This window comes from Pseudonocardia sp. CA-142604 (genome assembly GCF_050948475.1).
Taxonomy (GTDB): domain Bacteria; phylum Actinomycetota; class Actinomycetes; order Mycobacteriales; family Pseudonocardiaceae; genus Pseudonocardia; species Pseudonocardia alaniniphila.
Genome location: NZ_CP192045.1, coordinates 3784517 through 3810568, shown reverse-complemented (window position 1 = coordinate 3810568; position 26052 = coordinate 3784517). Strand labels below are relative to the sequence as shown.

Genomic DNA, 26052 nt, shown 5'->3' with positions numbered 1-26052 from the left:
AACGATTCACGACGCCAGTTCGTCCAGCGCCGCCTGCCGACCGGCATCCACAGCTGCGCGAAGCAGGCGCGGGCGTCGCTCGGTACGGCCGATCCTCGCGCTGCCGATCGGAGGGCGGATCTGCAAGGTCGCGGGGTGCGACGCCAGAAGCTGCTCTTCCTCCGCTCTGATGGCCTCGCGGCGCAGCCACGTCTCCAGGGCGCCCGGAGCGCGCCGGGCGAACCATCGCGACATCACCAGACGTTCGCCGCGGGACGGGGCCGACGAGGTCTCGTCCACACGTCGGGTGCGAAGCGCAACGATGTGCGTGGCCTTCTGAGCGAGTGCCGTTCGTACGGGGACCGCTTCGCTCACCCCGGCGTCGACGAACGGTCGCCCGTCGATCTCGATCGGATCGCCCGCGAGAAGCGGCATCGCAGCCGACGCGCGGAGTGCGGCCTGCAAGCTCGACTGGTCACTGATCGTCGTGTGCAGATCGACGGCCTGCCCCGTGAGAGCATCTGTGGCGATCGGGTGGAACTCGACGGTGCTGTCGAGGATCTCCTGAAACCCCATCGGCATGATCTCGGTGTACACGGTGTGGACAAGGAAACGGGTGTCCACGACCGGCTGCCGACGTAGTGCGCGCCTCGGGTCGATGGTCGTCCGCATGATGATCGGGTCCCACCACGCGTGCATGCTGCTTTCGGCGCGACCGCACAGCAGCCACGCTGCGTTCAGCGCTCCCGCGGAGCTGGCGTAGACGGCATCGAACATCGGCAACAGCGCCAGTTGTTCGATGGCGATCGCCATGCCGCTCGAGTAGGCGCCACGGGAGCTTCCGCCTTCGACCAGCAGCACCAGGCGCGCGTCGTCGCTGCGGTCTCCGGGAGTACTTCCTTGTTGCCTGCGGTCACGCAGCAGCTGAAGGACGGTGTCGGTCACCGTTGGAGTCTCCGTCTCGCTCACGATGTCCGGTGCAGCCGGGCGGGCTCGGCGCCGTCCAGCCCCGCGAGTAGGTGCGGGATCTTTGCCGCAGCCTTGGCCGCACTCTCGCGGAAGAGGTCACGCAGCTGACGGCGACGCGGGTCGGCGGGATCGAGACCGCGCTCAGCGGCGGCGCTCGCGTTGAGCCGGCTCCGGGAGATCCAGCGCCTCACATCAGGCCGCTGCGCCCACTCAGCAGCGTTCGCCAGAGTGGGCTGCCACGTCACCAGCCAGTCGAGCGGGACTTCCGGGTACGGCACGACCCGGCACATCGCGTTCTTCTCGTCATCATCGTCGAACCGACTCTCGATGAAGGCGGTCAGGGCTGCACTGAAAACCGGTTGGACTCGGCGCGTCGGCAGAAGAGTGATGACGTCGGGTTCGAACACCACAGCATCTGGCGGCGGCTGGTGAAGGGCGGCTGCGCTGCAGTCGATGTAGAGCGTGTCGGGATCCGCTTCGACGAATCCGTCGTCGAGGACGACGCGGTTCGTCTCGATTGTGGTGACGTACCCGAGCCGAACGACGTCCTTGATTCGCCGGAGTTGCTCGAGCTCGCCCCGGGAGAGGACGGCGGCGCGGAAGGCACGCGGTTCGACGTCGGGATCGAACCGCATCAGAATGCTGTACGACTCCAACAGCTGGAACAGGTGCGCAGGCGACGTCGCTTCTACAATCGCGCGGAAACTGTCGATGCCTCCCTGCATCGTGAGTTCGAAGTTCTCGGCGAACGGCTGCAGGTACGCGCGGTCCATGACCCAGGGATCACGCGCCCTGATCCAGCGGATGCGCTCCGGCTCGACCCCGTTCGCCAACAGCCACAGGCATGCGTCCATACCGGTCTTGCCCGCGCCGACCACCGTGTAGCAGGGATGCCGCCGGCGCATCTCCGGCAGCCCGTTGACCGGTATCAGCTGGACCTGGGACATCACGCTGTACCGCGGTCCGTGCGTCGCCGCAACCTCGGTCCGCACCTGCGTCGCGTCGACCAACTTCTTGGTCACCACAACCTCGACCCGCGACTCGCCGACCAGGGACGCCACGTGATGGTCGCCGTGCGGCCCTCGCCGATATTCGCTCATCGGCAGCCACGTCACACGACCCGACGCCAGGAATCGCTGCCGCATGACCTGGTCGTAGTAGTCGAGGATCTCGGCTTTCGAGGCCAGTTCGTAGCCGCCGGCGTTCGGGCCGCTCAGGTACTTCACACCGCAGCCGAGCTCCCGCGAGCCGACACCGTAGTAGGCCGAAGGCTGGTGGAGGCGGACGAAGGGGTATGCGTCGTTCCAGTGGCCACCGGGATGGTCATGGCGGTCGACCATCACGATCCGGTGGTCGGTCTCATCCAGCAGTGTGTCGACGAACGCCATGGCGGTCGCGCCACCCCCGATGACCAGGTAGTCGGTTTCAATCTTGCCGTCCGGCACGAAAGGGCTCTCCTCGGGACCGAGTTGGAAGTGGTCATGATCGTGCGAATTACAGCATTCCATTCAACCGAGCCCGGTGCGCAGCGGCCGTCCGGTTGTGGACCGCCAACTTGCGCATGGCCGACCGCAGGTAGGCCTTGATCGTCTCCAGGCTGAGCCCGAGTCGGGCGGCGATTTCCAGATTACTCGCGCCCACTTCCGCCAACCGGAGCACCTCTATCTCTCGAGGCGCCAGAATTGACTTCACCTCGATACGCATGGATTGACCGGAAAGATCCTGCTGGATCCGAACCAACCGTGCCCGCATCCCGGGATCTGTCGTGTCGCGAATGACAGCGGCGAGCTCAGCCAGCGCGCCGCGGGCCCGGTGGGCCGTTTCGCCGGGATTGCGACGGAGCCGGTTCTCCACGTCACGCTGCAGTTGGTCGGCCACCACGACGGCACTCCGAACGGTCCGGTCGTCGATGGGCCGGCGGTCGCGCACGGCTCCGTACAGGACGCTGCGGACCTCACCCCAGAGCAGCACGGGCACGGCGAAGACGGACGTCAGCCGTTCCGCCTGCACCGCCTGGTCGTACTCGTGGGTGATCGCCATCGTGGTGGCGTAGTCATTCACCCGCAAGGGGGCGCGACGGCGCAACACGCACCCGCCGAGGCCCTTTCCCGGGTGCACGACGAGGCCGCGCAACGAGTCCCCGAATGTGCCCATGAGGCGATCGAGGACCAGTTGCACACCGTCGGCGCCGTGGCGTGTGGCGCCACCGAGCACGACCGGTACACCGGTCACCTTCCGCAGCCGCTCCAGCCGCTCGGGTAGCAGTTCGGCGATCAACTGCTGGGCCGCGAAGCCGTTATCCATCTGCCCTCCCGCCGTCGTTGGAAGGAACCAGCCCATTCCCGCCACCGAGCGGTCTGGTTGCTACGCCCACAGATCTGTGGACAGGTACTTCAGGCCGGAGTCGGGAATGACCAGCGCGATGGTGGCGCCGGACAAGTCGTTTCGCAGCAGGCTCAGGGCCGCGGCGACATTGGCACCCGCGGAGAAGCCGGCGAAGATGCCTTCACGTGTGGCGAGCAGGCGAGAGGCCGATCGTGCCTCATCGCCGGTGACCTGCACGTACCCGTCAAGGGGGACATCACGCAGATGCGTGAGGTCGGACCGGGCGAAACCACCGCCCTGGATCGGATGGTTGGGCTGGGAAGCGGCTTTCCCCGCAAGAGCCGCGGCGCCCTCCGGCTCGACGGCGAGACACGTGATGGTCGGCTCGCGTTCCTTCAGAGCACGCGTCACGCCCGCCAGGCATCCGCCGGTCCCGACGAAGTCGAGGAAGGCATCGATCTTGCCACCCGCCTGTTCCCAGATCTCCGGTCCCGTGCCTCGGTAGTGGGCGTCCACATTGCTGCGGTTCTCGAACTGGTCCGAGCGGAACGCGCCACGGTCCTCGGCGATTCGCCGGGCCTGCTGTTCGACCAGTTCGAGGTCGCCTCCCGATACGCGGCCGGGGACGGAATCGGGCAACTGGTCCACGAGAACGACCTCGGCCCCCAGCGCGGCGATCATCCGCACCCGCTCGGCAGAGCTGCCCTTCGACAGCACCGCCACGAACGGATGGCCAGTGACCGCGCAGGCGATTGCGAGTCCCGCGCCTGTGTTCCCGCTGGTGAGTTCGACCACGGGCTGACCGGGACGAAGCAGGCCGGCGCGCTCGGCGTCCTGCACGATCCACTTGGCCACCCGATCCTTCTTGGACCCGCCCGGATTGAGGTATTCCAGCTTGGCGAGAATCGTGCCCTCCACTCCGGCGGTGAGACGGTCCAGCCTGACCATCGGAGTCGAGCCGATCGCATTGATCACAGACGGCAGGACCCCACCGCTGACCGCTACCCACTGCTTAGCAGTAGCGCTACTATCGCTCCTCATGTCCAACGGTAGCAGTTCGCGAAACCTCGCAGACGCCCTGCGAAGTGAGCTTCAGCGCTACTTGCCAGGACAGAAGCTGCCGTCGAGCCGGGCTCTCGTCGAACGCTTCGGGGTCAGCCCGGTCACCGTCTCGCAAGCGTTGGCCGCGCTCGTCGCCGAGGGACTGGTGACCACGCGACCGGGCGCAGGCGCCTACCGCGCGCACCACAGCACGGAAGAGATCAGGACCATCGACACGTCCTGGCAGCAGGTCGCGCTCACCACGGAAGACCAGCGAGCCGGCGAGCCCGGGTCGCGGATCGTCGACGCTACCGGCATCAGCACCAATCTCGCGGTCCCGCCTCCGAACGTCATCGCCTTCAACGGCGCCTATCTGCACCCCTCGCTCCAGCCTGAGCAGGCCATCGGCGCTGCGTTCGCGCGGGCCGCCCGCCGCCCCGGCGCCTGGCAGCGGCCGCCGCTGGAAGGCCTGACCGAGCTGCGCGCCTGGTTCGCCCGCGAAATCGGCGGCGGCATCACCCCCGCCGAAGTGCTCATCACTGCGGGCGGCCAAACCGCGCTGACCACCGCACTGCACGCACTCGCCCCGCCGGGCTCCCCCGTGCTCGTGGAGTCACCTACCTACCCGGGAGCGCTGGCCGCCGCCCGGGCCGCGGGACTGCGTCTGGTGCCGATACCCATGGACGACGGCGGCGTGCGCCTCGACCTCCTGCACGGCGCCCTCATCGCCACCCGCGCCCGGGTCTTCTACTGCCAGCCGCTCTTCCACAACCCGACCGGTGCTGTCCTCGCCCACGACCGCCGCCGGCAGATCATAGAGATCGCGCACGCCGCAAACGCCTTCGTGATCGAGGACGACTTCGCGCGCCGCGTCGGCCACGGCGGGCCACTCCCACCACCCCTGGTCGCCGACGATCCTTACGGCACCGTCGTACACATCAGCTCGCTGACGAAACCCACCTCGCCCAGCTTCCGGATCGCCGCCATGGTCGCTCGCGGCCCGGTGATGGAACGCCTGCGCGCGATCCAGATCGTCGGCAGCTTCTTCGTGCCCCGCCCGCTCCAGGAGGCCACCCTCGACCTCGTCGGCTCTCCCGCCTGGTCGCGTCATCTACGTACCATCGCCGCCGGCCTCCGTGACCGCCGCGACGCCATGGTCAGCGCGCTCCACCGCGAGTTGCCCGGCCCCGCCGCCTCCGTCCGCGCACCCACCGGCGGCCACTACCTGTGGCTCCGCCTCCCCGGTGGCACCGACGAGACGGCTCTTACGTCCGCCGCCCTACGCGCCGGCGTTGCCGTGTCCCCCGGCCGCGCTTACTTCGCCGCTGAGGCGCCGGCCCCGCACCTCCGCCTCGGCTTCGCCGACACCGCCGGCACCGACGAGATCGCCGAGGGCGTACACCGCATCGCCGCCGCCTTCGCCGAGACGGGCGTCACGGCCGCCTGATGGAGATGGCGCCTCTTGTTCCTACGGCTGCTCAGCGTTCGCTTCCGCCGACGGGCCGAACCACCTCCGCACGTTCTCCGGCTTCTCGCGACGAACCTTCGGGCTGCTCACCCCTGCTGACCATGATTCGTCGGGCTGGCGGGCCGCCGAACATCATGAGCGGAATGGCGGCCAACGCGACGAATGCCGCGACCAGGAGCCATCGCGCGTACGCGACCCCGCCGGCGAGCGCCGCGACCAGATAGGGCGCCCCGAACCCCAGATAGGCCAACGCATAGAAGATGCTCACCAGCCCGGCGAACTCGTGCCGCTCGGCGAGCATCTCGACCCTGGCCAGGCCGGTGACCATCAGGACGCCGTAGCCCGTACCGAGGACTACTGCCGTCGCCAGGATCAGCGGTATGTCGGGCCGCCATGCCACCGCTGCCGTGCCGGCCAGGCCCAGTGACGCGAGGAGCACGCCGGCCACCGGAGCGTGGAGGTGGCCGGCCTGAGCGAGCCGTCGCGCGACCGGTTGAACGAGTGCACCGAGGGGCAGCGTCAGCCCACCGAGCAGACCGCTGAATGCGACCGGAGTGCTGATGGCGCCTCCCGAATGATCGGGCAGCAGCACGGGAAGCGTGGCGATGCTGATCGCGACGGTCCCGAAGACCCACGGTGCCCACGGAACCACGCCGAGCAGGAAGTGACGCGAGACGGCTGGACGCGGAACCCACTGACGTCGCTCGGTTCGCCTGGTTGCGGGCGCGGTCTCCGGCACGCGCCAGGCGAGGATGACGACACCAGCCATAAGAGCCAGGTGCACGACATAGGACACCTCGGTCGGCAGTGGGAGCCACTGGGCGAGGGCGCCCGCCAGAAGCGGTCCGATGCCGAAGCCCAGGGAGAGCGCGGCCGCCGAACGCCGGGCACCGAGGCCACGGGCGGAGAGCTCCGACACCCAGGCGGTGCCCGCGCTGTACGCCGCTCCGGAGGCCACCCCGGCCAGGAGCCGGCCGGCATAGAGCAGAGGCCACCAGACCGGGCCGATCATCAGGACGACCGAGGCAAGTACCGAGACCAGCATGGCCGGCCGGAGCACGGCGCGACGCCCGTACCGGTCAGCGGCTCGCCCGCTGAGGATGAGTGCCGGAACCAGGCCCACCGCGTAGATCCCGAAAATGCCCGTGACCGCCGAGTCCGGCAGCTTCAGCTCGGATCTGTAGACCAGCAGCAACGGTGTGAAGTGGTTCGCACCCCACGCAACACCGAACAGTGCTGCCGCCACTCGAATCCAGGCCGTCCGTCGTTGCGCGGAATCGTCCACAGTAGAGCTCCCAAGCGATTTCGTGATTGACGGTCGGACATGCCTCCGGCGGTCAGCGCGACGCGGAATCAACGGAACCGCCACTGCCGACGGCGGAAATTCGTCTCGCGAATACCCGGAGAGTCAGGGCAGCTGCACGGGTTTCGTCGAGGTCGGTTGCGCCACCGGCCATGCGCTGGGCGGCGGCAGCAGAAGTGATTCGGGCGCGACCGGGCTGTGCTCACTTGCGGTGTGGAGTCGTTCGTCCCGCTGGACGACGGAGCCGGCACGCAGCATTGCGTCGATCAGTTCGGCGGCGAACGCCTCGGGAGATCTGTTCAACAGCCGTGCCGCGTCGGTCAGCCACGCCCGGCCGTGGAGGTATGGCTCCACGGCATCAAGCGGCATGCCACCCCGGATCATCAGGGCGTAGGCGAAGACCCGCCGCGCGCCGTACCACACCGCGCCGTCGGGATCATCGACCAGGCGCTGGGCGCGGCGTAGCGCGTTGGCGAGCGCCGCGCCGGTGTCAGCGGGAATCGGCCCGTGCGACGGCAGCAGCACTCGCGGTGCGAAGTCGACCAGGCGCTGAAGGGAGGCGAGCGCGGTGGTCGTCGCGTCAGGGCCGTCGAGGGCGAGGTTCACCCAGCCGACGTCGTAGTCGGACAGCGCGTCCCCTACCGCGAGCAGCCGCTCCTCGGGCTGCCAGAGCGCCAGGTGGCCGGGGGTGTGCCCGGGCGTGCGGACGATCTCCCAGTCGGTGTCGCCGAGCCGGACCACCTGACCGTCGTCGAGCGGTTCGTCGACGGTGTACGGGGCGACGGGTTGGTCGAGGTACTCCATCTGACAGCAGCCGGGGTCGCGCCGGGCCACGGCTGCCGCGTCCGGGGCGCTGGCGGCGATGCCGGCACCAGCCGCCTGCAGCAGCGCGTTGCCCCCGACGTGGTCGCAATGCCAGTGCGTGTTCACGACCAGGTGGAGCTGCCGGGTGTGCGCGCGTACCCACTCGGCGGTCTCAGCCGCGTGACCGACGAAACCACTGTCCACAAGAGCCGGTTGGCGCCCCTCCAGGAGGAGCAGGTTGGCGTCCGGGAACGGCCGCTGCTGCCAGGCCAGCCAGAGTGGAAGTCGCTCGGTGTCGAGAGACAAGGATCCTCCTCAGGGGCAGGCTTGATACCCGACCCGTGACGTCACTGTCGCAAACCAGCAGTCGCCCATCAATACAGTTGCCCCCATTCAAGGGTAGCGACGATACTGCCGCCGTCACATTATGAAACCAACGGCGTCGAGCCTCACGCCGGCATTTCGATCGGAAGATCGCAACGTTTGAGTACGAGCGACGCATATCGGGCCCATATAGCAAGCCGGGCAGCACGCCCTGGGCAACCGAGACACCAATCCTGAACAACATCGATCCGAGGGAAACCGTCATGGTTGGCTCCGAGACGTACGAGCGCTTTCTCGCCCTGCACACCCGTGCCGAGGGCCTCGTCATGCCGAACGCCTGGGACGGGCTCTCCGTCCTGCTGCTGGCCGATGCAGGCTTCGAGGCGATCGGCACATCATCGGCCGCCTTCGCTGCCACGTTGGGCCGTCTCGACGGGCGTCACGCGGTCAGTCGTGAGGAGCATCTCGACCACGCGAAGCTGCTCGCACGACTCACCGGCCTGCCCATCAACGGTGACTTCGAGGACGGCTACGGGCAGACCGGTCAGGACGTGGCCACCACGGTCGAGGCGGCCATCGATGCCGGGCTAGCCGGAATCGGCATCGAGGACACCACCGGCAACCCCCAGGAACCGATCCGACCGTTCGACGAGGCGGTGGACCGGGTCCGCCACGCCGTCACCGCGGCCAAGCGCCGCATCGTCGTGACGGGCCGAACCGACAACTTCATCCAGGGCCGTCCCGACCTGGACGACAGCATCCGACGCCTGACCGCCTTCGCCGAAGCCGGCGCAGACGTGCTGTACGCCCCTCGGCCCCCTGACCTCGCCGCCGTGCAAGCGATCGTCAAGGCTGTGGCCCCCAAGCCGGTCAACGTGGTGGTCTCGCCCGCGGACGAGACGTTGTCCGTGGCCGAGCTGCAGCGGGCCGGGGTCAAGCGGATCAGTCTCGGCTCTGCCCTCTACGCCCACGTGATGGCCGCCCTCGACCAGGCCGCTGCCGCACTCATCGCCGGCGACATCGCCTCGGCGACCACCGGTATGAACCTCAGGTTCGGCCGCCTGCTGCGCCAGGCCGAGGCCTGACCGACCGGACGAGCCGGCTCCGCGGTCTACGGCGTCCAGGCCGGCTGAATCCGGCGTGGTACCTCGAGGGAAGTAGCCAAGTCGCTCCGCCGCTCCCCACGAAGAAATCCCCCGACCCGGGTTAATCCCTGCCCGGGTCGGGGGATTCGTCGCCCTGGAGAGTCGGTCCGTCAGAAGTGGTCGACGTCGATGACGGCCTGTGCGAAGGCCTGTGGCGCCTCTTGCGGGACATTGTGTCCGATACCCGCGAAGATCCGGTGCTCGTACCTTCCCGTGAACTTGTCGCGGTAGGCGTTCCCGTCCGCAGCCGCACCGTCGAAATCACTGCCGATGGTGATCGTCGGCACGGCGATGGCCGGAGCCATGGCGAGCTTCTGCTCGTAGCCGTCGTACTGCGGTTCGCCGGGGGCGAGGCTCATCCGCCAGCGGTAGTTGTGGATGACGATGTCGACGTGGTCCGGGTTGCTGAAAGACGTCGCTGTGCGCTCGTAGGTGGCGTCGTCGAAGTTCCAGTTGGGTGACACGATCTTCCAGATGAGCTTGTTGAAATCGTGGCGGTTCCGGCCATAGCCGAGGACACCACGTTCCGTGGCGAAGTAGTACTGGTACCACCAGCCGTATTCGGCCGCCGGAACCAGCGGTTGCAGGTTCGCCTCGAGATCGTTGATCCCGTAGCCGCTCACCGCGACGAGCGCCTTGCTGCGTTCCGGCCACAGCGCCGCGATGATGTCCGCCGTGCGCGTGCCCCAGTCGAATCCGCCGAGGATCGCATTGTCGATTTCGAGGGCGTCCATCAGGGCGATGACGTCGAGGGCCACCGCGGATTGCTGCGCGTTCCGGACCGTGTCCTTCGACAGGAAGATCGTCGGACCGAACCCGCGCAGATACGGGATGATGACGCGGTACCCGGCCGCCGCGAGCAACGGGCCGACATCGACGTAGCTATGGGGGTCATAGGGCCAGCCGTGGAGCAGCACCACCGGCGGACCAGTAGCCGGTCCGAACTCGGCGTATCCGATGTCGAGGACGCCCGCCCGGATCTGTTTGACGGGGCCGAGCGAGGTGTTCTTCCCGGAACCCGCCCGGAGGTCGTTCGTGGGGGGCGGAGCGGGCGGCAGGGCGGCCTGTTTCGACGACCAGCCGCCCAGCGATGTGGCCGCCACGGACGCGGCGAAGGCCTGGGCGAATCGTCTCCTGCTGATCATCGAAAAACTCTCCTCGGGTTCAGCGGCGCGCCGGAATTGCGGCTGTCCGCACCGAGCCCAGGCCCTGTACGCAACAACGGTCGCCGCCGCGGCGATCGTCGTGCGATCGCCCTGCGCGGTCCTGTCACGCGGGTGGGAAAAGCATGCAGGAGCTGGTCGCGTGGGCCAGAAGTCGATCCGCCGGATCCCGCAGCTCGACCTGCGCCAGTGCGGTTCGGCGTCCGCGATTGATGAGGGTGCCGATGGCCCGGATCGGGCCGGTGTCGGCGGTGATCGGCCGCAGGTAGTGCACCGACAGGTCGACGGTGGTGTAGCCGGTGCCGGCGGGCACCGTCGAGTGCACGGCGCTGCCGGCTGCGCTCTCCAGCATTGTCGCGGCGAATCCGCCGTGCACGAAGCCGATCGGGTTGTAGAGGTGTTCCGCAGGTACGCCGACGTACACCGCGTGTCCGTGATCGACCTCGGTGAGCGCGTAGCCGAGAGTGGCGAAGATCGGTGTCGGCCCCTGCGCGCCGGAGGCTAGTTGGCGGGAGAAGACAAGCCCGTCCGTATTCTCCGCAGCCGCTGCAAGTTCCACCGGGTCCACCCAGCTGTACGTCCGCGTGCGATCCATGGTCCATCCCTCCATGCTGTATTCCCCAGGCGGCGGCCGTCGTGGTCAGGTGGCGTGCGCGATGAGGCTGCCGTGCACAGTCGTCGTCTCACCGCTGCGCTCGACCCGGATGTCCGATAGCGAACGCCGCAACCAACCCAGGACGAAGTAGTTCTCGCTGAGCACGTCGCAACGCAGCTCGGTGGCGCCGAAAGCACCGATGGAGTCGGCCATTTCGTGCACCAGCCGTCTGCCGATTCCCCGGCACCGGTACGCCTCAGCAACGACGATCCCCACGTCGACGGTGTGTTCACCGGCGCGGGCGGCCATGACGTGCCCGACCACGGTGTCACCGTCAAGCGCGAGCAGCGCGAGTCGGCTGGGCGTGACGGTGACCATGCCCCGGATCAGGGCCGGGCTCACATAACCGACGCCGCTCGACAAGAACCGTTGGTAGCGGTTTTCCGGAGACAGCCCGACCAGGAAGCGGCCGACCGACTCACAGTCCCCGTGGCACGCCTGCCGCACCACGATCTCGGTCCTGGCCTCAGAATCCGCAACCGCCGAATTCGATCTCATCGACGAGGACTATGAGGCGACTGGCAACATCGCCGCTACCCTTGAATGGGGGTAACCGCATTGTTGGGCAGAGCGCCGCCTGCGACAGTGGCCTCGGGGCAGACACGGCGCTGCGGTTCGGCGGCAGCGCCGTCATTCTCGTGCTCGTCCTGTGTCCGAGGACCGGCTCGACGGCATTGTCCTGGCGGGACCCGGGCCGGACAATTTACTGCCACGGGAGTCGGAGCGCCGGCTCTGATGCTCGTCGCGATTCCGTCGGTGTCCCACACGGACAGGCCCTCGGTGACGGCCACCACCCGTCGGGGCGCCAGGACGTGAACCTGTGACCCCGTGGTCCCCGGCGAACGGGGGCAGGCCGTGCCGTCAGCGGCCGAGAGCCTTCCGCAGCACCGCTATCGCCTGCTCGACGGCCGCCGTCACCGCGTTGGTGCTGCGGACGGGGTTGAGCATCATGAAGTCGTGGATGGTCCCGTTGTAGCGAACGCTGGTGGTCGGCACGCCGGCTTCGGTGAGCCGGCGTGCGTAGGCCTCGCCCTCGTCACGCAGCACGTCGTTCTCGTCCACGATCACGAACGCCGGCGGCAGGCCCGCGAGGTCGTCGAGGCTCGCGCGCAGCGGTGACGCGGTGATGTCACCGCGCTTGTCCTTCTCCGGCAGGTAGGCGTCCCAGAACCACGCCATCGACTCGGCGGTCAGGTACGGGCCCTCGGCGAAGGTGCGGTAGCTCGCGGTGTCCTGCCCCGCGTCGGTCACGGGGTAGTACAGCGACTGGTGCAAGAAGGTCACGTCGCCCCGCTGCTTCGCGAGGATCGCGAGCACCGCCGTCATGTTGCCGCCGACCGAGTCACCGGCCACGACGAGATTCGACGCGTCCAGACCCTCCGCGGCGCCCTCGCGGGTGATCCATTGGGCCGTGGCGTAGGCCTGCTCGATCGCCACCGGGTAGCGCACCTCCGGGGACCGGTCGTACTCGACGAACACCACCGCCGCATCGGCACCGACGGCGAGCTCGCGGATCAGCCGGTCGTGCGTTGCGGCGTTGCCCAGGATCCAGCCGCCTCCGTGGACGTAGAGCACGGTCGGCAGGGAACCCGTCGTGCCGACCGGCTTGACGATGCGAACCCGCACGTCGCCGACCTCGGCAGCCACAGTGATCCACTTCTCGTCCACCTCGGGCTTGTCGATCGGCGCCGACTGGATGTCGTCGAGCAGCTTGCGCGCGCCGTCGGGGCAGAGCTCGTGCAGGAACGGCGGCTTCGAGGTGGCGTCGGCGATCTCCTGGGCAGCCGGTTCGAGAACGGGCTTGTTCATGTCGAATCTGTCCCTTCGGTTCTCAGCACATGCCCTGCCGGTGGGGCACGACGGTCCGCCCGCGAGATTCGGCGCTGAAGCAGAGGGCGTACAGATCGGCGAGGAAACGTCTTCCTGACCGAGTGACCCCGGTCTACCGCACCGGGCCACCTCGGGCCGGGCGTTTTCTCGTCACCGGGGAGACATTTCCTCCTCGGGGGTTGCGGGAGCGGATCCGGAGTGGCAGTGCTCGCGGCGCCAGTTGCCGGGCGTCATCCCGTAGTACCGCCGGAACGCCCGCTCGAACGTCCTGCGCTCGACGAACCCCACCGCAGCCGCGATGTCGGTGGTCCCGAGCCAGGCGCACCGCGGATCGGCCAGCATCGCCTGTGCGGCGAGCAGCCGTTGCTCGCGCAGGTACGCAGCGGGCGTGGTCCCGATCCGTTCGAACAGGGTGTACACGTGACTCACGGACACGTTGTGCCGCCGCGCCAGCTCCTCGACCTGCAGGTGCGGGTCGGCCGAGTGCTCACGGAGATGCCTGAGCATCATCTCCAGCAGCACCTCCGCAGAGCCGTCGCAGCCCGGTACCGAGGGGACGACGTCCCGCAGCGCCATGGCAAGCAGGTCGATCGCGGCGTGCCCGGCGTCCAGCCGCTGCGGCGCGGTGAGGCCGTCCGCGATCTTGAACAAATGACCGAGGTAGGCGCCCAGCATGTTCGTGGCCGGGGTTGCAGGGTCCATGATGCGCGCACAGGCCTCGGTGATCTCGGCGGTGCGCAGCGGCAGCAGTTCACGGGAGAACGTCAAGGTCAGCTGCCGGTTCTCGGTGTGGGCGGCCCACCTGTATGCGCTACGCGCCTCGGCCAGCACCGCCGTGCCGGTCGCCAGGTCCGCGAAACGGTCGCGCTGAAGCATGTGGCTCCGGCTGGCCACCTGCACGGTGAAAATCATCCGGCTTTCATCGGACGAGTTCGCTGCCATCTGCTCGGTCCGAGCCGCCGATCTCGGCCCCCAGCGCGTCAACGAGAGTGACAGGCCCTTATCCAGCTCCTGCACCGCCACCCGGCCGCGAAAGTCGGGACCGCTCCGGACGATCACCGGTATGAAGAACTCACCGAGGACGTCTTCGAACTCCGCGCCGGAGAACTCGTGAATCCGCACGGGCTCGAGGCTAACCCGAAGCATTGGCCATAGCAATTATCCGCATTCTGACTGGTGTAAACAGCGACAACGATGGACCGTCAATTACACTCCGTTCGGCCCCCGCGTCCGACGCACCGCGTTCCGCCTCCTGGACGTGCTGACCACCCTCCTTGTCACGGCCGCGATGACCGAGCCGATCGTCGTCGTGCTCCACGGCCCGAACTGGGCCGGCGCGGCTACGCTGGTGTCGCTCGAGTTCGACGACCGGAATGCCTGATTCGAGTTCCTCCGAACATCTGCCGAAATCGTACAGATCTACCGCTACTCCCCCAGTCCTTGCGAAATCCCGATGCAGTCCTCGTTACGAGCCTCGGGTCGCCCCCGTCAGCCGACAATAACCCTCAGGGGGCATCTTCTTCAGCTCCCGAGGCATCGGCTCCGGTGCCGTCTGGGCCATGGAGGACATGGAAGACGCAGCCACTGCCCTCGATGACACGTGAAAAATCGCCCGGCGACCACCGGGCCGACGACGGCGGCGGGCGTCCGTCGTTCCGAGCAGTTATCGACGAGGTCACGCCGGCAATCGAATTACCAGGTGCGCCGATCCCCGGGAAGCGCTCAACTTTCATGGCGGCGAGCACACAATTCAAGCCCACCGCTCGGACCGTTTCTTCAACCCTCGAGGAGGGAGTGCCACGGCGCTCGCAGGGCGGGGGGTCCTGCGAGCGCCGCGGTTCACCCGGACGAGCCGCCTCGCGCGTCGGCGGGGATTGCGGTCGATCGCTTCGCGCACATCGAGCACGATCCGCCACGCCGGACGCGGCGTCCGACGACCTGACCGGGAGTGGTTGCCCTCACCGGTCCAGCCACGTCGTGGCGAAGAAGATGTCGCGGCCGATGGTCCGGTCGATCCCCTTCACCTCCGGTTTCGTGATCGTCGACGCATAGCTGCGGCTGAGGAACAGCAGCCCGATGTCCTCGTTGACCAGCCGCTCGACCTCCTGGTACGCCTTCGTCTTCACGCCAGGGTCGAGAGTGGACGCAGCCTCGTCGAGCAGCCGGTCCACCTCCGGGTTGGAGTACTTCCCGAAGTTGATCGCACCGTTCGTTCCCAGCAGGCGCGCGATGGCCGGGAACGGGTAGTCCACCGGGGCGAGGTTGCTGATCAGCTGGAAGTCACCGCCCTGCAGCACCCGGGACGTGAACTCGGCCAGGTCGAAGAACTCCACGTCGACCTGCATCCCGACGGCGGACAGTTGCGCCTGCACGAACTCGCCGAGCGAGACCTCGCTGCGACTGGTCGTGAACGTGATGTGTGGACTGCCGCCGTCGGCCACGTACTCCTGCACCAGCCGGCGAGCCTGCTCCGGGTCGTACTGCGGCCACAGGTCCGACGCGGCTTCGGTGTGATACGGGCTGCTGGCCTCGAAGAGGCTGTCCGAGCCGACCAGTTGGTTGCCGTACTGGCTCGCGGCCAGGGCCCGTAGGTCGATCGCGCGCACGGCCGCCTCCCGCATGCGCCGGTCGTCGAACGGCTTGCGGGCGAAGTTGAAGGTGAAGAAGAACCCCGCGCTTCCCGGCCCGTAGTAGACGGTGAACTTCGGGTCGGCGTAGGCCCGGACCAGCTCGGTGTTGTAGCCCCCGTAGATCAGGTCCACGTCTCCGTTGACCATCGAGGCGTAACGGGTCTCGGTGTCCGACAGCGGCCGGAACTCCAGCCCGTCCAGGCGCGGCAAGCCCGGCTGCCAGTAGTGCTCGTTGCGGGTGAGCTCCATCCGGTTGTCCCGCTGCCAGCTCGTGACCTTGAACGGGCCGGCCCCGACCGGGTGGTTGCCGATGTCGTCGCCGTACTGCGCGAGCGCGGCAGGCGAGATGATCATGCCCAGTGTCCCGGCGAAGATCGACCCGGTGAACACCACCGGGAAGTCTCCGAGCGGCGCCGCCAGCGTGAACTCGACGGTGAGCGGATCGAGAGCCCTCATCGCGGTGATCTGCTTCGCGTACACGGCCGCGGGCGAGGCAGGCGCGTCGATGTGTCGCTGGGTGTTGACGATCACCGCATTGGCGTCCAACGGCGTCCCGTCGGAGAACAGCACTCCCTCGCGCAGGCCCATCACCCAGGTGCGCCCGTCGTCGGTGGTCTCCATCGACTTGGCGAGGTACGGCTCGACCTTGCCCTCGGGTGTCAGCCGCAGCAGCAGGTCGTACACCGCCATGGCCACCGCGTTGCCGTTCTGCACGGTCGGGTCGAAGCTCACGACTTCGCGGTCGTTGCCGATGACCAGGGTGCCGCCGCGGCGGGGCTCCCCCTCGGTGGCAGGGTCGCCGCCGTAGGGGCGCATGGCCTGTAGTGGAGGCCGACCGTCCGCGCCGCCCTGGTTGGCGCCGACCGCCCCACAGGCGGCAAGGACGACCGCGGCCGCCAGCGCGGCGCACGTCCTCAGCGCACGAGATCTCCAGAGCATCGGGTCCTCCTCGTCGAGTCCACCGCGGATCCGTTCCCGAGCGTCCGCCATCACCGGCCGCCTGCCCCAACGGCTGCGCGCACACTTTCCTGGCGATACGTGCGCCCACCGTCCCGTGTCGCGGGCCGAACCGACGCGAACCTGCGGCGAACCCTGGTCGCGACCCTCGACTGTCCGTGCTGAGCGAGGGGCCGCCCAGCGCGGTCCATCAGCGGTTCCTCGGCCGGCGCGGCCGTGAGCGTCCCACCCGCCGGCCGGCCTCTTGTGATCCCCGTCCAGCGGGCGAGGGCTGCAGCACAGGTGGTTGCGGCGACGCGCGCCGGGACCTGGGCGGCCCGGGGGTGATGGCCTGGTAGAACTGTCCGGCGGCGAGAGGGAGAGATGGGGCCTGTGGCGGATTCATTTGTTCACCTGCATGTGCACACCGAGTACTCGATGCTCGACGGCGCGGCGAAGGTAAATGCGCTGTTCGGCGAGGCCGAGCGGCTCGGCATGCCAGCGGTGGCAATGACCGACCATGGAAACATGTACGGGTCCGCGGAATTCTATCGACGCGCGACGAAGAGCAGCGTCAAGCCGATCATCGGTATCGAGGCGTATCTCGCACCGGCCAGCCGCCACATCAAGAAACCCATATTCTGGGGTCAGGCGTCGCAGCGTGGTTCCGACGAGTTCGGCGAGGGTGGCGACGTCTCGGGCGCGGGCGCATACACGCACATGACGATGCTGGCCCGCAACGCCACGGGTCTGCGGAACCTGTTCAAGCTGTCCAGCCTTGCTTCGTTCGAGGGCTACTACCGCAAGCCGCGCATGGACCGTGAGCTCGTCGCGCAATACGCCGAGGGGATCATCGCGACGACGGGCTGCCCATCCGGGGAGGTACAGACCAGGCTGCGTCTCGGCCAGGAGGAAGCCGCGCTGCAGGCGGCGAGCGACTACCGCGACATCTTCGGGGCCGAGAACTTCTTCCTCGAGCTCATGGACCACGGCCTCCCGATCGAGCGCTCCGTCCGCGAGGGTCTCCTCGGGGTCGCAAAGAAGCTCAACCTGCCGCCGCTCGCCACGAATGACTCGCATTACGTCACACAGGATCAGGCCGAAGCGCATTCCGCTCTGCTCTGCGTACAGTCGGGCAAGACCCTCGATGATCCGAACCGATTCAAGTTCGACGGCGACGGCTACTATCTCAAGAGCGCGGCGGACATGCGCGAATACTGGGACAAAGAAGTTCCTGGCGCGGCCGACAGTACGCTGCTGATCGCTGAGCGCGTCGAATCGTACACCGAGGTCTATGCCGAGATCGACCGGATGCCGAGATTCCCTCTTCAGCCCGGCGAGACGGAAGACGATCTGCTGCGCGCGGACGTCGAGAAGTACACGCCGTCGCGGTTCCCCGACGGGTTGACCGCGGAATACAAGGAACGTATCGAGATCGAACTGAGCGTGATCTCGAAGATGGGGTTCCCTGGCTACTTCCTGGTGGTCGGCGACCTGGTTCGCTGGGCCAAGTCACAGAAGATCGCCGTGGGGCCGGGCCGCGGCTCGGCCACCGGCTCGCTGGTCGCCTACATTCTGCACATCACCGATCTGGACCCGATCGAGCACAAGCTCATCTTCGAGCGGTTCCTCAACCCGGAGCGGGTCAGCCCTCCGGACATCGACCTGGACTTCGACGAACGCCGGCGCGGCGAGGTGATGCGCTACACCGTCGACAAGTGGGGCGAGGAGAACGTCGCCCAGGTCATCACCTTCGGCACGATCAAGACCAAGGCCGCGCTCAAGGACTCCGCCCGAGTTCTGCACGGGCAACCTGGTTTCGCCATCGCGGACCGGATCTCGAAGGCACTGCCGCCGCCGATCGCGGCGAAGGACATCCCGCTTTCCGGCATCTTCGACCCGAGCCACGAGCGTTACGCCGAAGCCGCGGAGGTCCGAACCCTCTCCGAGACCGACCCCGAGGTCGGCAGGATCATGGGCACAGCGCGCGGGCTGGAAGGCCTGGTCCGCAACGCCGGTGTGCACGCCTGCGCGGTGATCCTCTCCTCCGAGCCGCTGCTGGATGTCATCCCGCTGTGGAAGCGCGACGACGGATCGGTCATCACCGGATGGGACTTCCCATCGTGTGAGGACATCGGCCTGCTGAAGATGGACTTCCTCGGGCTGCGCACCCTCACCGTCGTCGACGACGCGGTGAAGGCGGTCGCCGCGAACCACAGCACCGAGATCGACTTGCCGACGCTCAAGCTGGACGACAAGAAGACCTACGAGCTCCTCTCCCGCGGTGACACGCTCGGGGTGTTCCAGCTCGACGGCGGTGGGATGCGGACGCTGCTCAAGGCCATGGCGCCCACGCACTTCGGTGACATCGCCGCGGCGCTCGCGCTGTACCGGCCGGGCCCGATGGCCGCGAACGCGCACATGGACTACGCGGAGCGCTCGAACGGCCGACAGAAGATCACTCCCATCCACCCGGAGCTCCAGGACGCGCTCGACCCGATCCTCGGCGAGACCTATCACCTGCTGGTCTACCAGGAGCAGGTGATGGCCATCGCGCAGCAGCTCGCCGGGTACAGCCTCGGCCAGGCCGACCTGCTGCGGCGCGCGATGGGCAAGAAGAAGAAGGAGATCATCGAGAAGGAGTTCGAGGGGTTCAGCGCCGGCATGACCGGCAAGAGCTTCTCGGAGGAGGCGTGCCAGACGCTCTGGGACGTCATGCTGCCCTTCGCCGGATACGCCTTCAACAAGTCCCACACCGCCGGCTACGGCCTGGTCGCCTACTGGACGGCCTATCTGAAGGCCAACTACCCGGTCGAGTTCATGGCCGCCCAGCTGACGTCGATCGGCGACAACAAGGACAAGTCGGCCGTCTACCTCGCCGAGTGCCGCCGGATGGGCATCAAGGTCCTCCCCCCGGACGTCAACGACTCCGACCTGTGGTTCTCCGCGGTCGGCGGCGACATCCGCTTCGGGCTCGGAGCGGTCCGCAACGTCGGCGCCAACGTCGTCGAAGCCATCATCGAGACCCGCAAGAACAAGGGCCGGTTCACCTCCTTCACCGACTTCCTCGAGAAGGTCAGCCTGGTCTGCTGCAACAAGCGCACCATCGAGTCGCTGATCAAAGCAGGCGCGTTCGACTCGTTCGACCAGCCACGCAAGTCGCTGCTCATGGTCCACGAGGATGCCGTCGACGCCGTCACCAACCTCAAGCGCCACGAGGAGCGAGGCCAGTTCGACCTCTTCGGCGGCATGGGTGACGAACCGGCGCCCGCCGAGCACTCACCCCTCGCGCACCTGAAGATCGACGACGAAGAGTGGCCGCGCAAGCAGATGCTCGCCTACGAGCGCGAGATGCTCGGGCTCTACGTCTCCGCGCATCCCCTCGACGGCACCGAACGGATCCTGCGCAAGCACGCCCCCCGGCCCATCGCCGCGATCCTCGACGACCCGCCCAAGGAGGGCGAGGTCGCCATCGCGGGCATGATCGTCTCCGTCGACCGCCGGGTGAACAAGAAGGGCGAGCCTTGGGCGATCGTCACGATCGAAGACCTCGACGCCGCCATCGAAGTGCTGTTCTTCCCGAAGTCGTACCTGGCGATGCACGAGGACCTCGTCGCCGACTCGGCCGTCGCGGTCAAGGGACGGGTGAACATCCGCGACGAGCAGCGCATGTCGATCTTCGCGTCGGGGATCATCACCCTCGACGTCGCCGCCGCGCAGGCGGGCATGGGAGAGCCACCGCTCGTGCTCAAGGCCGACGCTTTGAAGCTGGACCACTCGGTGGTCTCAGAGCTGAAGTCGGCACTCGTCGCACACGCAGGCAACACTCCCCTCACGCTGGTGCTGTGCTACCGGAACCGGGAGACGCCACTCGCGATCGACGGATTCTCGGTGACGGTCTCCTCCGCTCTGCTGGGGGAGCTCAAACACATCCCGGGGATCGCGGTCGCGTCCTAGTGTCGCCGGAGATCGAGGTCGACGTCGCCGGCGGGCGCTGCTGCCACCGCTGCGACAAGCCCTTGATGCTCGTCGCGCGCACATCGCATCCGCTGACCCTCGCTGACGGCTCCCACGTCGAAGGGACCCGCAGCGTGGGGCTGTGCGCCGGATGCGATCGCGACACTCCGAACGCACAGGGCTTGCTGGCCTTCTTCGCCGTCCACGAAACCGTCACCGACGAGACCGTGACCTCGGTGGCCGCGCTCCTCGCGGAGTGGGTCGACCGCGTCGCCCACCAGCCGATCCCATGCGAGCAGGACACCGGCGACGAGATCGACACCTGACTCACGACGTGATCGTGTTCCGTGCCTCCGACGGACCATAGAGCGCGGCGATGTCCTGGGACTCGGCCCACCGGCCGTACGTGGGCCCCTGCGGCCAGCCGTCAGGCGAGTCCTGCCACACCTCCTGCCGCCCGTACGGCAACAGATCGATCAACGCGAAGCTGTGGCTGAGCTGTTCGGTGCCGCGGCCGTTGGTGTGCCAGGTGCGATAAACAGTATCGCCGTCGCGGAGGAACACGTTGACAGCGAAACCGCCGCCCGGCGGTGCGCCCACGTCGGTACCGAACGCACTGTTCGCCGTCGAATACCAGGTCATGGTGTTCCCGACCAGCCGCTTGTACGCAAGTGCCTCGTCGATCGGACCTTGGGTGACGATGACGAACCGGGCGTCGAAGTTGTTCAAGATGTCCAACCGGGTGAACTGCGCGGTGAACCCCGTGCAGCCCGGGCACTGCCACTTCTCACCCGGGAACCACATGTGGTTGTAGACGATCAGCTGCGATGTCGCGCCGAAGATCTCCGCCAGCCGGACCGGCCCCTCCTCCCCCTCCAGGGTGTAGTCCGGCATCTTGACCATCGGCATACGTCGGCGTTGCGCGGCGATCGCATCGAGCTCTCGGGTCGCGGCCTTCTCCCGGGCGCGCAGCACGTCGAGTTCGCGCTGCCACGTGTCGGCGTCGACGACCGGTGGTAATGCGTTGCTGGTCATGGGCTCCCTCACTGATCACGGCGTCTTCCCGGCTCGAGCTGTGCCGGTATAGACCGCGCCCGGAAGACGAACTCATCGGCCGCGGAGTCAGACTCGTCGAGAGAGATCATCGTGATCCTCCTGGAGCAGGCGGGCCTCCAGCGCAGCCACGGTCACGCCTTGGCCGTAGATCGGGTTGATGCCGCACAGGGCGTCTGCGGTGACGAGATAGCCCTCCGGGAACCGCATCGGCATATGCACGAGACAGTTCGCCGCAAGCCGATTGACCAGATCTGGCGCGTCACGGCCGTGGGCGGTCAGCGGGACTTCGTCCGTCGCGGTGCGCCAACTCGTCAGCGGGCCGGCTCCCTCTGGCCAGCCACCTGCAGGCGTTCGAACCGACCGACCAGTCGGTCCGATCAGTGCCGCCCGCCGTCCAGGACCACGCATCGCTGCGCGGGGCACTTGCCGCGGCGGTCGGCGGACGGCCAGGGCAATCCACGCGCGGGGCCGGGAGATCCCGATCGAACGTTCCGATACTGGAGTTGACGATCCAGAATCGGACGGCTAGAAATGGAGTGAGCGATCCAGTCACGATCAGGGGAGAGCATGGACGAGCTGTGCGGTCTCGGCGCCGTCGTGGGGCGAGCACTTCGGTGATCATGCTCGAACCCAGAGCGTCGCCTGGGCGAATGGTCGAGGGCGATCACCATCAATCTCGTGGACTTGCACGCAATGCGTCGTGGCCCTGACCTGGCCACCGGCTCCGGCGTCACCGTCAACGCCTACCGTTCATCGGCCGTCGAGACCGTGACGTGCAGGCTGAATCCTGAACCAGGAGCCGGCAGAGATCGGCGAGAGCCCGCACCAGCGAATCGTTCACGTATACGCCGAAGGCGCACTCGTCACGCCCGAGGGCTCCCCCTCGTCGCGCACCCGTGCCAGCCCCAACGGCGGCCAGATCTGGAAGCTCCCTCGAAGGAGAAGTCATGACCCTGCTCAAACCCGGCGACAAGTTCCCCTCACTGTCGGTGGAAGTCGCCGGAGGCGGCACGCTGCAGCTTCCCGACGCACTGAGCGGCCGTAACGGCGTCGTCCTCTTCTACCGCGGCTCCTGGTGCCCGTACTGCAACGCCCAGCTACGCGCCTTCGAACGGGCCCACGACAGTCTCGCCGAGGTCGACGCCGCCGTCGTCGCGCTCTCGGTCGACGATGAGGCGACCGCTCTGACCCTGATCGACAAGCACCGGCTTCGTTTCCCGATCGGCCACAGCGCGGACGCCTACGCAATCGCCGCAGCGACCGGTGCGTTCGTCAACGAGGAGCGCGGCCACCTCGAGTCCACGGGCTTCGTGCTCGACCAGACCGGCGCCGTCGTCGTCAGCGTCTATTCCAGCAGCGCCATCGGACGGCTGGTCCCCGAGGACGTCGTCGGGCTTCTCCGCTATCGGCGGGAACACGCGGGACGGTTGTGAGCCTCGGCCCGATGGGACGGCGGCCTCCGCCATCAGCCCGGCAACGACAACGCGTACGGGCATCGACGAACGCCACTCTCGACATCACCCCGGAGGCGTTGCTGACGCGCTGCGACCGCTCACCAGGCGACGTCGATGCCCGGGCCGAGCTACCGCGAACGACGTTGTGCTGATGGCTTCCGTGCTCGGCTAGTCCATACCCACATCCGACCAGCGAGTGACCGACGAGCAGCCGCCATACGTCATCGACCGGTCGCCGCCGTTCTCCGCTCCTCGCGGCGAACATTCGAGAGAGGACATCACATCTAGTGGCCACCGTTGTCGCGTTCGACGTCAACGAGACACTGCTCGATCTCCGAGCCCTCGACCCGCACTTCGAGCGACTGTTCGGGTCTGCGGCACTCCGGGCGCAGTGGTTCGCCCAGATGCTGCAGCTGTCCTTCGTCGGCGGCCTGACCGATCAGTACGTCGACTTCAGCACCGCACAACAGGCGGCCATGCGGATGCTGGCCCAACGGCAGGGTGTCGCGGTCTCCGACGAGGACGTGCGGACAATGGTCGGCCGGATGGAGTCGCTGCCGCCACATCCCGAAGTGCCCGCGGCACTGGCGAAGCTGAAGACGTCCGGCCTGACTGCGGTCGCACTGGTGAACTCCGTCGAATCCGTCGGCGAGGCGCAGCTCGCCAACGCCGGCATCCGGGACTACTTCACAGCCGTGATCTCAGCCGACAGCGTGCGCCGACTCAAGCCCGCCCCCGCGCCTTACAACGCGGTAGCGCGCCGGTTCGGCGTGCCGAACTCCGACGTATGGCTGGTAGCCGCGCACTCCTGGGACGTCTCCGGTGCGCTGGCCGCGCACTGCCGGGCAGCGTTCGTCGCCCGGCCCGGCATGGTCATGAGCCCGATCGGGGAGCAGCCGCAGATCGTCGGCAAGGACATCACTGCAGTGGTGGACGAGATCCTCGCCGCCGAAGATCGACCGGTATCGCAATAGGTCGGCGCGTAGCGCGAAGGCGGTGGACAGCGCCGCCATGCCGCGTAGAACAGGTCAACGCTCGGCGCCCCTCATGTAGCGATCAGCCACCTGCCGATGGCTGCGCGGAAGCGGGGACGCCGACGCGTTCCAAAGGGCCGGGCGGCGATCGATCACGCGGCTACGCGTTCCACTGCCACGAAAGGCTGGCAGCCGTGTGGACGCCGTGGCGGGCGGGCTCATCGAACCGGCAATCAGGAGGAGTATTAGCTTTCGGAGAAATCACCTCGAGCGGTTGCCATGATTATCGGCCTCGGGCCCGGCCCGGTTGTGCCTCGAGGAAGTCCTGGCCAGACGGGCGCCTGATCGTCACGAGCGAAAGCGTTGACCCATGCATGACGGCGTGCCAGCATCCCGGAGATGAATCCACATTCGAACAGTCCGAATATTCGCACTGTCGTTCTCGTCCACGGAGCATGGGCCGACGGGTCGAGCTGGAGTCGAGTTATTTGCGATCTTCAGCAATCGGGAGTCGCCGTCACCGCCGCACCCATCCCGTTGACCTCGCTCGACGACGACGTGAACGCGGTGACGCGTGCCATCGACCGAACCGAAGGACCCGTCGTTCTTGCCGGCCACGCCTACGCGGGCGGCGTCATCGGCGCAACAAGTCACCCGCGCGTTCAGGCCCTGGTCTACGTCGCCGCTTTGGCTCCCGACGAGGGCGAAACCGTCGCCGACGTCTTCTACCGCGACCCCCCGCACCCTCAGGCACCAGAGCTCGAACCCGACAACGATGGCTGGATCTGGCTCCCCACCAGCGCCTTTGCCACAGCGTTCGCACAGCACGCAACTGCCCAAGAACATGCCGTGCTAGCCGCGGTCCAGCGCCCCATCGCCGTCGCGTGCATCCAGGAGCCGGTCCCAAGGCCCAGGTGGAAAGACGTTCCCACATGGTTCCTCATCGCCGACGAAGACCGAATGATCAACCCTGACACCCAGAAGTTCATGGCCGAACGCAGTCACGCTCACACCCGTATCCACGAAGTTGACCACGCACCACTGATCACCCGGCCGGAGGTCGTCACCGAGGTCCTCTCCGAGGCCGCCCAGAGCCTCGGACACTGAGGCGCTCCCGGAATGATCGTTGACAACGACATCGCGAGTTGTGCCACGCAACGTGCTGTGGGGCCGTCCCATGGCTGCGGCCTGGCCCTCGTTCTGGCTGCGGGCGCCCCGGCCCGGCTAAGGTCGCGCGCGGATCGGACAGAGCGGAGGAACCGGTGCGCAACACCGAACTCGAGAAGCTCGATGGGCTCGTCGGCCGATGGACGACCACGTTGTCGGACGCATGGTTCCTCGAACCGCCGGGCACCACGGTGCCGGGTATGACCGCGATCGAGTGGCTCGGGGAGTCATTCCTCGTCGTGCGGTCGGAGTTCGGCGGAGGACAGCACGCGCACTCCGAGATGAGCCTTGTCCTCGGACGCAGCGACCCGAACGACCGGTTCGTCGCCCTCTACCACGACGACCGCGGCGTCTGCCGCCAGTACGCCATGACCTTCGATGGTGGGCACTGGACAATGGCCCGCGAGGACCCCGACTTTCACCAGCGTTTCATCGCCGACGTCGACAAGGACCGGATCGTCGGTCGGTGGGAGGCTTCCGAGGACGCCGGCAAGACATGGCGCAAGGACTTCGACCTCACCTTCGAGCGGACCTGAGCCAGCAGCCCCGAACCCGACGACGGCAACCTCGACATCGGCCTACAGCTGCAACGCGTCGGCAACCGACTCCTGCACCGCGAAACCACACCGGAAGCCTCGCCGGCTGCCTGCCGACGCCCGGCATCTGCATCACCACACTGCGGCACCGCCGAGGACGTCCCAGCGGCGCCTCACCGCGGACGAGTTGCGCGTCCCGCGCGCCGTACTCACGGATGAGAGTCGGTGCCGAAGCCCGCACGTGAACGTGCATGGTCCAGGAGTAACAAAGCCGGTACCCTCCGCATAACACTGGGGGGCGCCTACTATGAGGCTGAGAAGGTCGGCGCGGATAAC

General features: G+C 67.5%; 23 protein-coding genes. 9 read left to right on the top strand and 14 right to left on the bottom strand.

The window, feature by feature from the left end; genetic code table 11:
• Nucleotides 1–6 precede the first annotated feature (6 nt).
• From ACQPZQ_RS17380 to ACQPZQ_RS17365, 4 genes are read right to left on the bottom strand one after another with little or no spacing between them, the layout of a single operon-like run.
• Complete coding sequence (locus ACQPZQ_RS17380; protein WP_433296968.1) at nucleotides 7–924, bottom strand: patatin-like phospholipase family protein; 918 nt, start codon at nucleotides 922–924, stop codon at nucleotides 7–9.
• Nucleotides 925–944: 20 nt separating this feature from the next.
• Nucleotides 945–2393: an NAD(P)-binding protein gene (locus ACQPZQ_RS17375; protein WP_433296965.1), complete on the bottom strand. Its 1449-nt coding sequence runs from the start codon at nucleotides 2391–2393 to the stop codon at nucleotides 945–947.
• A gap of 49 nt (nucleotides 2394–2442) precedes the next feature.
• Nucleotides 2443–3252, bottom strand: coding sequence for a helix-turn-helix transcriptional regulator (locus tag ACQPZQ_RS17370; protein ID WP_433296963.1), 810 nt, complete (start codon nucleotides 3250–3252; stop codon nucleotides 2443–2445).
• A gap of 60 nt (nucleotides 3253–3312) precedes the next feature.
• Nucleotides 3313–4314, bottom strand: coding sequence for a PLP-dependent cysteine synthase family protein (locus ACQPZQ_RS17365; protein WP_433299255.1), 1002 nt, complete (start codon nucleotides 4312–4314; stop codon nucleotides 3313–3315).
• On the opposite strand from ACQPZQ_RS17365, the gene ACQPZQ_RS17360 reads away from it, so the two are divergent.
• Nucleotides 4313–5761, top strand: a complete 1449-nt coding sequence (locus tag ACQPZQ_RS17360; RefSeq protein ID WP_433296960.1) for a PLP-dependent aminotransferase family protein — start codon at nucleotides 4313–4315, stop codon at nucleotides 5759–5761. The genes ACQPZQ_RS17365 and ACQPZQ_RS17360 overlap by 2 nt on opposite strands.
• A 31-nt stretch (nucleotides 5762–5792) precedes the next feature.
• On the opposite strand, the gene ACQPZQ_RS17355 is transcribed toward ACQPZQ_RS17360, so the two are convergent.
• Together ACQPZQ_RS17355 and ACQPZQ_RS17350 are read right to left on the bottom strand one after the other, a co-directional pair.
• The gene (locus ACQPZQ_RS17355; RefSeq protein ID WP_433296957.1) at nucleotides 5793–7067 is read right to left on the bottom strand and encodes an MFS transporter; all 1275 of its coding nucleotides are present in this window, start codon (nucleotides 7065–7067) and stop codon (nucleotides 5793–5795) included.
• Nucleotides 7068–7190: 123 nt separating this feature from the next.
• On the bottom strand, nucleotides 7191–8195 hold the full coding sequence (locus ACQPZQ_RS17350) for an MBL fold metallo-hydrolase (RefSeq protein WP_433296955.1): 1005 nt from the start codon (nucleotides 8193–8195) through the stop codon (nucleotides 7191–7193).
• A 281-nt stretch (nucleotides 8196–8476) separates the two neighbouring features.
• On the opposite strand from ACQPZQ_RS17350, the gene ACQPZQ_RS17345 reads away from it, so the two are divergent.
• Nucleotides 8477–9298, top strand: coding sequence for an isocitrate lyase/PEP mutase family protein (locus ACQPZQ_RS17345; protein WP_433296953.1), 822 nt, complete (start codon nucleotides 8477–8479; stop codon nucleotides 9296–9298).
• A gap of 170 nt (nucleotides 9299–9468) precedes the next feature.
• On the opposite strand, the gene ACQPZQ_RS17340 is transcribed toward ACQPZQ_RS17345, so the two are convergent.
• The 5 genes from ACQPZQ_RS17340 to ACQPZQ_RS17320 all read right to left on the bottom strand — a co-directional run bounded on the left by ACQPZQ_RS17340 (nucleotide 9469) and on the right by ACQPZQ_RS17320 (nucleotide 14128).
• Entirely contained in the window at nucleotides 9469–10503 is a 1035-nt protein-coding gene (locus ACQPZQ_RS17340; protein WP_433296950.1) for an alpha/beta fold hydrolase, read from the bottom strand.
• Nucleotides 10504–10627: 124 nt separating this feature from the next.
• Nucleotides 10628–11116, bottom strand: coding sequence for a PaaI family thioesterase (locus ACQPZQ_RS17335; protein ID WP_433296948.1), 489 nt, complete (start codon nucleotides 11114–11116; stop codon nucleotides 10628–10630).
• A 45-nt stretch (nucleotides 11117–11161) separates the two neighbouring features.
• The gene (locus ACQPZQ_RS17330; protein ID WP_433296945.1) at nucleotides 11162–11674 is read right to left on the bottom strand and encodes a GNAT family N-acetyltransferase; all 513 of its coding nucleotides are present in this window, start codon (nucleotides 11672–11674) and stop codon (nucleotides 11162–11164) included.
• A 363-nt stretch (nucleotides 11675–12037) separates the two neighbouring features.
• Nucleotides 12038–12985: an alpha/beta hydrolase gene (locus tag ACQPZQ_RS17325; protein ID WP_433296943.1), complete on the bottom strand. Its 948-nt coding sequence runs from the start codon at nucleotides 12983–12985 to the stop codon at nucleotides 12038–12040.
• A gap of 171 nt (nucleotides 12986–13156) precedes the next feature.
• Entirely contained in the window at nucleotides 13157–14128 is a 972-nt protein-coding gene (locus tag ACQPZQ_RS17320; RefSeq protein WP_433296941.1) for a helix-turn-helix domain-containing protein, read from the bottom strand.
• 136 nt (nucleotides 14129–14264) lie between these two features.
• Here ACQPZQ_RS17320 and ACQPZQ_RS17315 point away from each other — a divergent pair, with 136 nt between their 5' ends.
• Nucleotides 14265–14387: a hypothetical protein gene (locus tag ACQPZQ_RS17315; protein ID WP_433296938.1), complete on the top strand. Its 123-nt coding sequence runs from the start codon at nucleotides 14265–14267 to the stop codon at nucleotides 14385–14387.
• A 577-nt stretch (nucleotides 14388–14964) separates the two neighbouring features.
• On the opposite strand, the gene ACQPZQ_RS17310 is transcribed toward ACQPZQ_RS17315, so the two are convergent.
• The gene (locus ACQPZQ_RS17310) at nucleotides 14965–16575 is read right to left on the bottom strand and encodes an ABC transporter substrate-binding protein (RefSeq protein ID WP_433296936.1); all 1611 of its coding nucleotides are present in this window, start codon (nucleotides 16573–16575) and stop codon (nucleotides 14965–14967) included.
• A gap of 390 nt (nucleotides 16576–16965) precedes the next feature.
• Here ACQPZQ_RS17310 and dnaE point away from each other — a divergent pair, with 390 nt between their 5' ends.
• Both dnaE and ACQPZQ_RS17300 read left to right on the top strand, forming a co-directional pair.
• On the top strand, nucleotides 16966–20529 hold the full coding sequence (gene dnaE / locus ACQPZQ_RS17305; protein ID WP_433296934.1) for a DNA polymerase III subunit alpha: 3564 nt from the start codon (nucleotides 16966–16968) through the stop codon (nucleotides 20527–20529).
• Nucleotides 20529–20855 (top strand): DUF6300 family protein, encoded by a 327-nt coding sequence (locus tag ACQPZQ_RS17300; RefSeq protein ID WP_433296932.1) that lies wholly within the window; start codon nucleotides 20529–20531, stop codon nucleotides 20853–20855. Before dnaE ends, ACQPZQ_RS17300 begins: the two co-directional genes overlap by 1 nt.
• A gap of 1 nt (nucleotide 20856) precedes the next feature.
• Here the strand turns inward: ACQPZQ_RS17300 and ACQPZQ_RS17295 are convergent, their stop codons facing one another.
• Both ACQPZQ_RS17295 and ACQPZQ_RS17290 read right to left on the bottom strand, forming a co-directional pair.
• A complete protein-coding gene (locus ACQPZQ_RS17295) occupies nucleotides 20857–21564 on the bottom strand; it encodes a DUF899 domain-containing protein (RefSeq protein WP_433296930.1) in 708 nt (235 codons plus the stop codon).
• An 87-nt stretch (nucleotides 21565–21651) separates the two neighbouring features.
• The gene (locus ACQPZQ_RS17290) at nucleotides 21652–21792 is read right to left on the bottom strand and encodes a hypothetical protein (protein ID WP_433296928.1); all 141 of its coding nucleotides are present in this window, start codon (nucleotides 21790–21792) and stop codon (nucleotides 21652–21654) included.
• A 740-nt stretch (nucleotides 21793–22532) separates the two neighbouring features.
• On the opposite strand from ACQPZQ_RS17290, the gene ACQPZQ_RS17285 reads away from it, so the two are divergent.
• The 4 genes from ACQPZQ_RS17285 to ACQPZQ_RS17270 all read left to right on the top strand — a co-directional run bounded on the left by ACQPZQ_RS17285 (nucleotide 22533) and on the right by ACQPZQ_RS17270 (nucleotide 25716).
• Nucleotides 22533–23018 (top strand): peroxiredoxin family protein, encoded by a 486-nt coding sequence (locus ACQPZQ_RS17285; RefSeq protein WP_433296925.1) that lies wholly within the window; start codon nucleotides 22533–22535, stop codon nucleotides 23016–23018.
• 308 nt (nucleotides 23019–23326) lie between these two features.
• Nucleotides 23327–24013 carry a haloacid dehalogenase type II gene (locus ACQPZQ_RS17280; RefSeq protein ID WP_433296922.1) on the top strand — a complete coding sequence of 229 codons (687 nt, stop codon included), beginning with the start codon at nucleotides 23327–23329 and terminating at the stop codon, nucleotides 24011–24013.
• A 399-nt stretch (nucleotides 24014–24412) separates the two neighbouring features.
• Nucleotides 24413–25120 (top strand): alpha/beta fold hydrolase, encoded by a 708-nt coding sequence (locus tag ACQPZQ_RS17275; RefSeq protein WP_433296920.1) that lies wholly within the window; start codon nucleotides 24413–24415, stop codon nucleotides 25118–25120.
• 155 nt (nucleotides 25121–25275) lie between these two features.
• On the top strand, nucleotides 25276–25716 hold the full coding sequence (locus ACQPZQ_RS17270; protein WP_433296918.1) for a hypothetical protein: 441 nt from the start codon (nucleotides 25276–25278) through the stop codon (nucleotides 25714–25716).
• Nucleotides 25717–26052: the final 336 nt, after the last annotated feature.

What these genes read in the sequence shown, in the direction of transcription:
- ACQPZQ_RS17370 (WP_433296963.1), bottom strand. Translation starts at nt 3,252, where the DNA reads ATGGATAACGGCTTCGCGGCCCAGCAGTTGATCGCCGAACTGCTACCC.
- ACQPZQ_RS17360 (WP_433296960.1), top strand. Translation starts at nt 4,313, where the DNA reads ATGTCCAACGGTAGCAGTTCGCGAAACCTCGCAGACGCCCTGCGAAGT.
- ACQPZQ_RS17365 (WP_433299255.1), bottom strand. Translation starts at nt 4,314, where the DNA reads ATGAGGAGCGATAGTAGCGCTACTGCTAAGCAGTGGGTAGCGGTCAGC.
- ACQPZQ_RS17345 (WP_433296953.1), top strand. Translation starts at nt 8,477, where the DNA reads ATGGTTGGCTCCGAGACGTACGAGCGCTTTCTCGCCCTGCACACCCGT.
- ACQPZQ_RS17340 (WP_433296950.1), bottom strand. Translation starts at nt 10,503, where the DNA reads ATGATCAGCAGGAGACGATTCGCCCAGGCCTTCGCCGCGTCCGTGGCG.
- ACQPZQ_RS17335 (WP_433296948.1), bottom strand. Translation starts at nt 11,116, where the DNA reads ATGGATCGCACGCGGACGTACAGCTGGGTGGACCCGGTGGAACTTGCA.
- ACQPZQ_RS17330 (WP_433296945.1), bottom strand. Translation starts at nt 11,674, where the DNA reads ATGAGATCGAATTCGGCGGTTGCGGATTCTGAGGCCAGGACCGAGATC.
- ACQPZQ_RS17325 (WP_433296943.1), bottom strand. Translation starts at nt 12,985, where the DNA reads ATGAACAAGCCCGTTCTCGAACCGGCTGCCCAGGAGATCGCCGACGCC.
- ACQPZQ_RS17310 (WP_433296936.1), bottom strand. Translation starts at nt 16,575, where the DNA reads ATGCTCTGGAGATCTCGTGCGCTGAGGACGTGCGCCGCGCTGGCGGCC.
- ACQPZQ_RS17295 (WP_433296930.1), bottom strand. Translation starts at nt 21,564, where the DNA reads ATGACCAGCAACGCATTACCACCGGTCGTCGACGCCGACACGTGGCAG.
- ACQPZQ_RS17290 (WP_433296928.1), bottom strand. Translation starts at nt 21,792, where the DNA reads ATGCGGTTCCCGGAGGGCTATCTCGTCACCGCAGACGCCCTGTGCGGC.
- ACQPZQ_RS17285 (WP_433296925.1), top strand. Translation starts at nt 22,533, where the DNA reads ATGACCCTGCTCAAACCCGGCGACAAGTTCCCCTCACTGTCGGTGGAA.
- ACQPZQ_RS17275 (WP_433296920.1), top strand. Translation starts at nt 24,413, where the DNA reads ATGAATCCACATTCGAACAGTCCGAATATTCGCACTGTCGTTCTCGTC.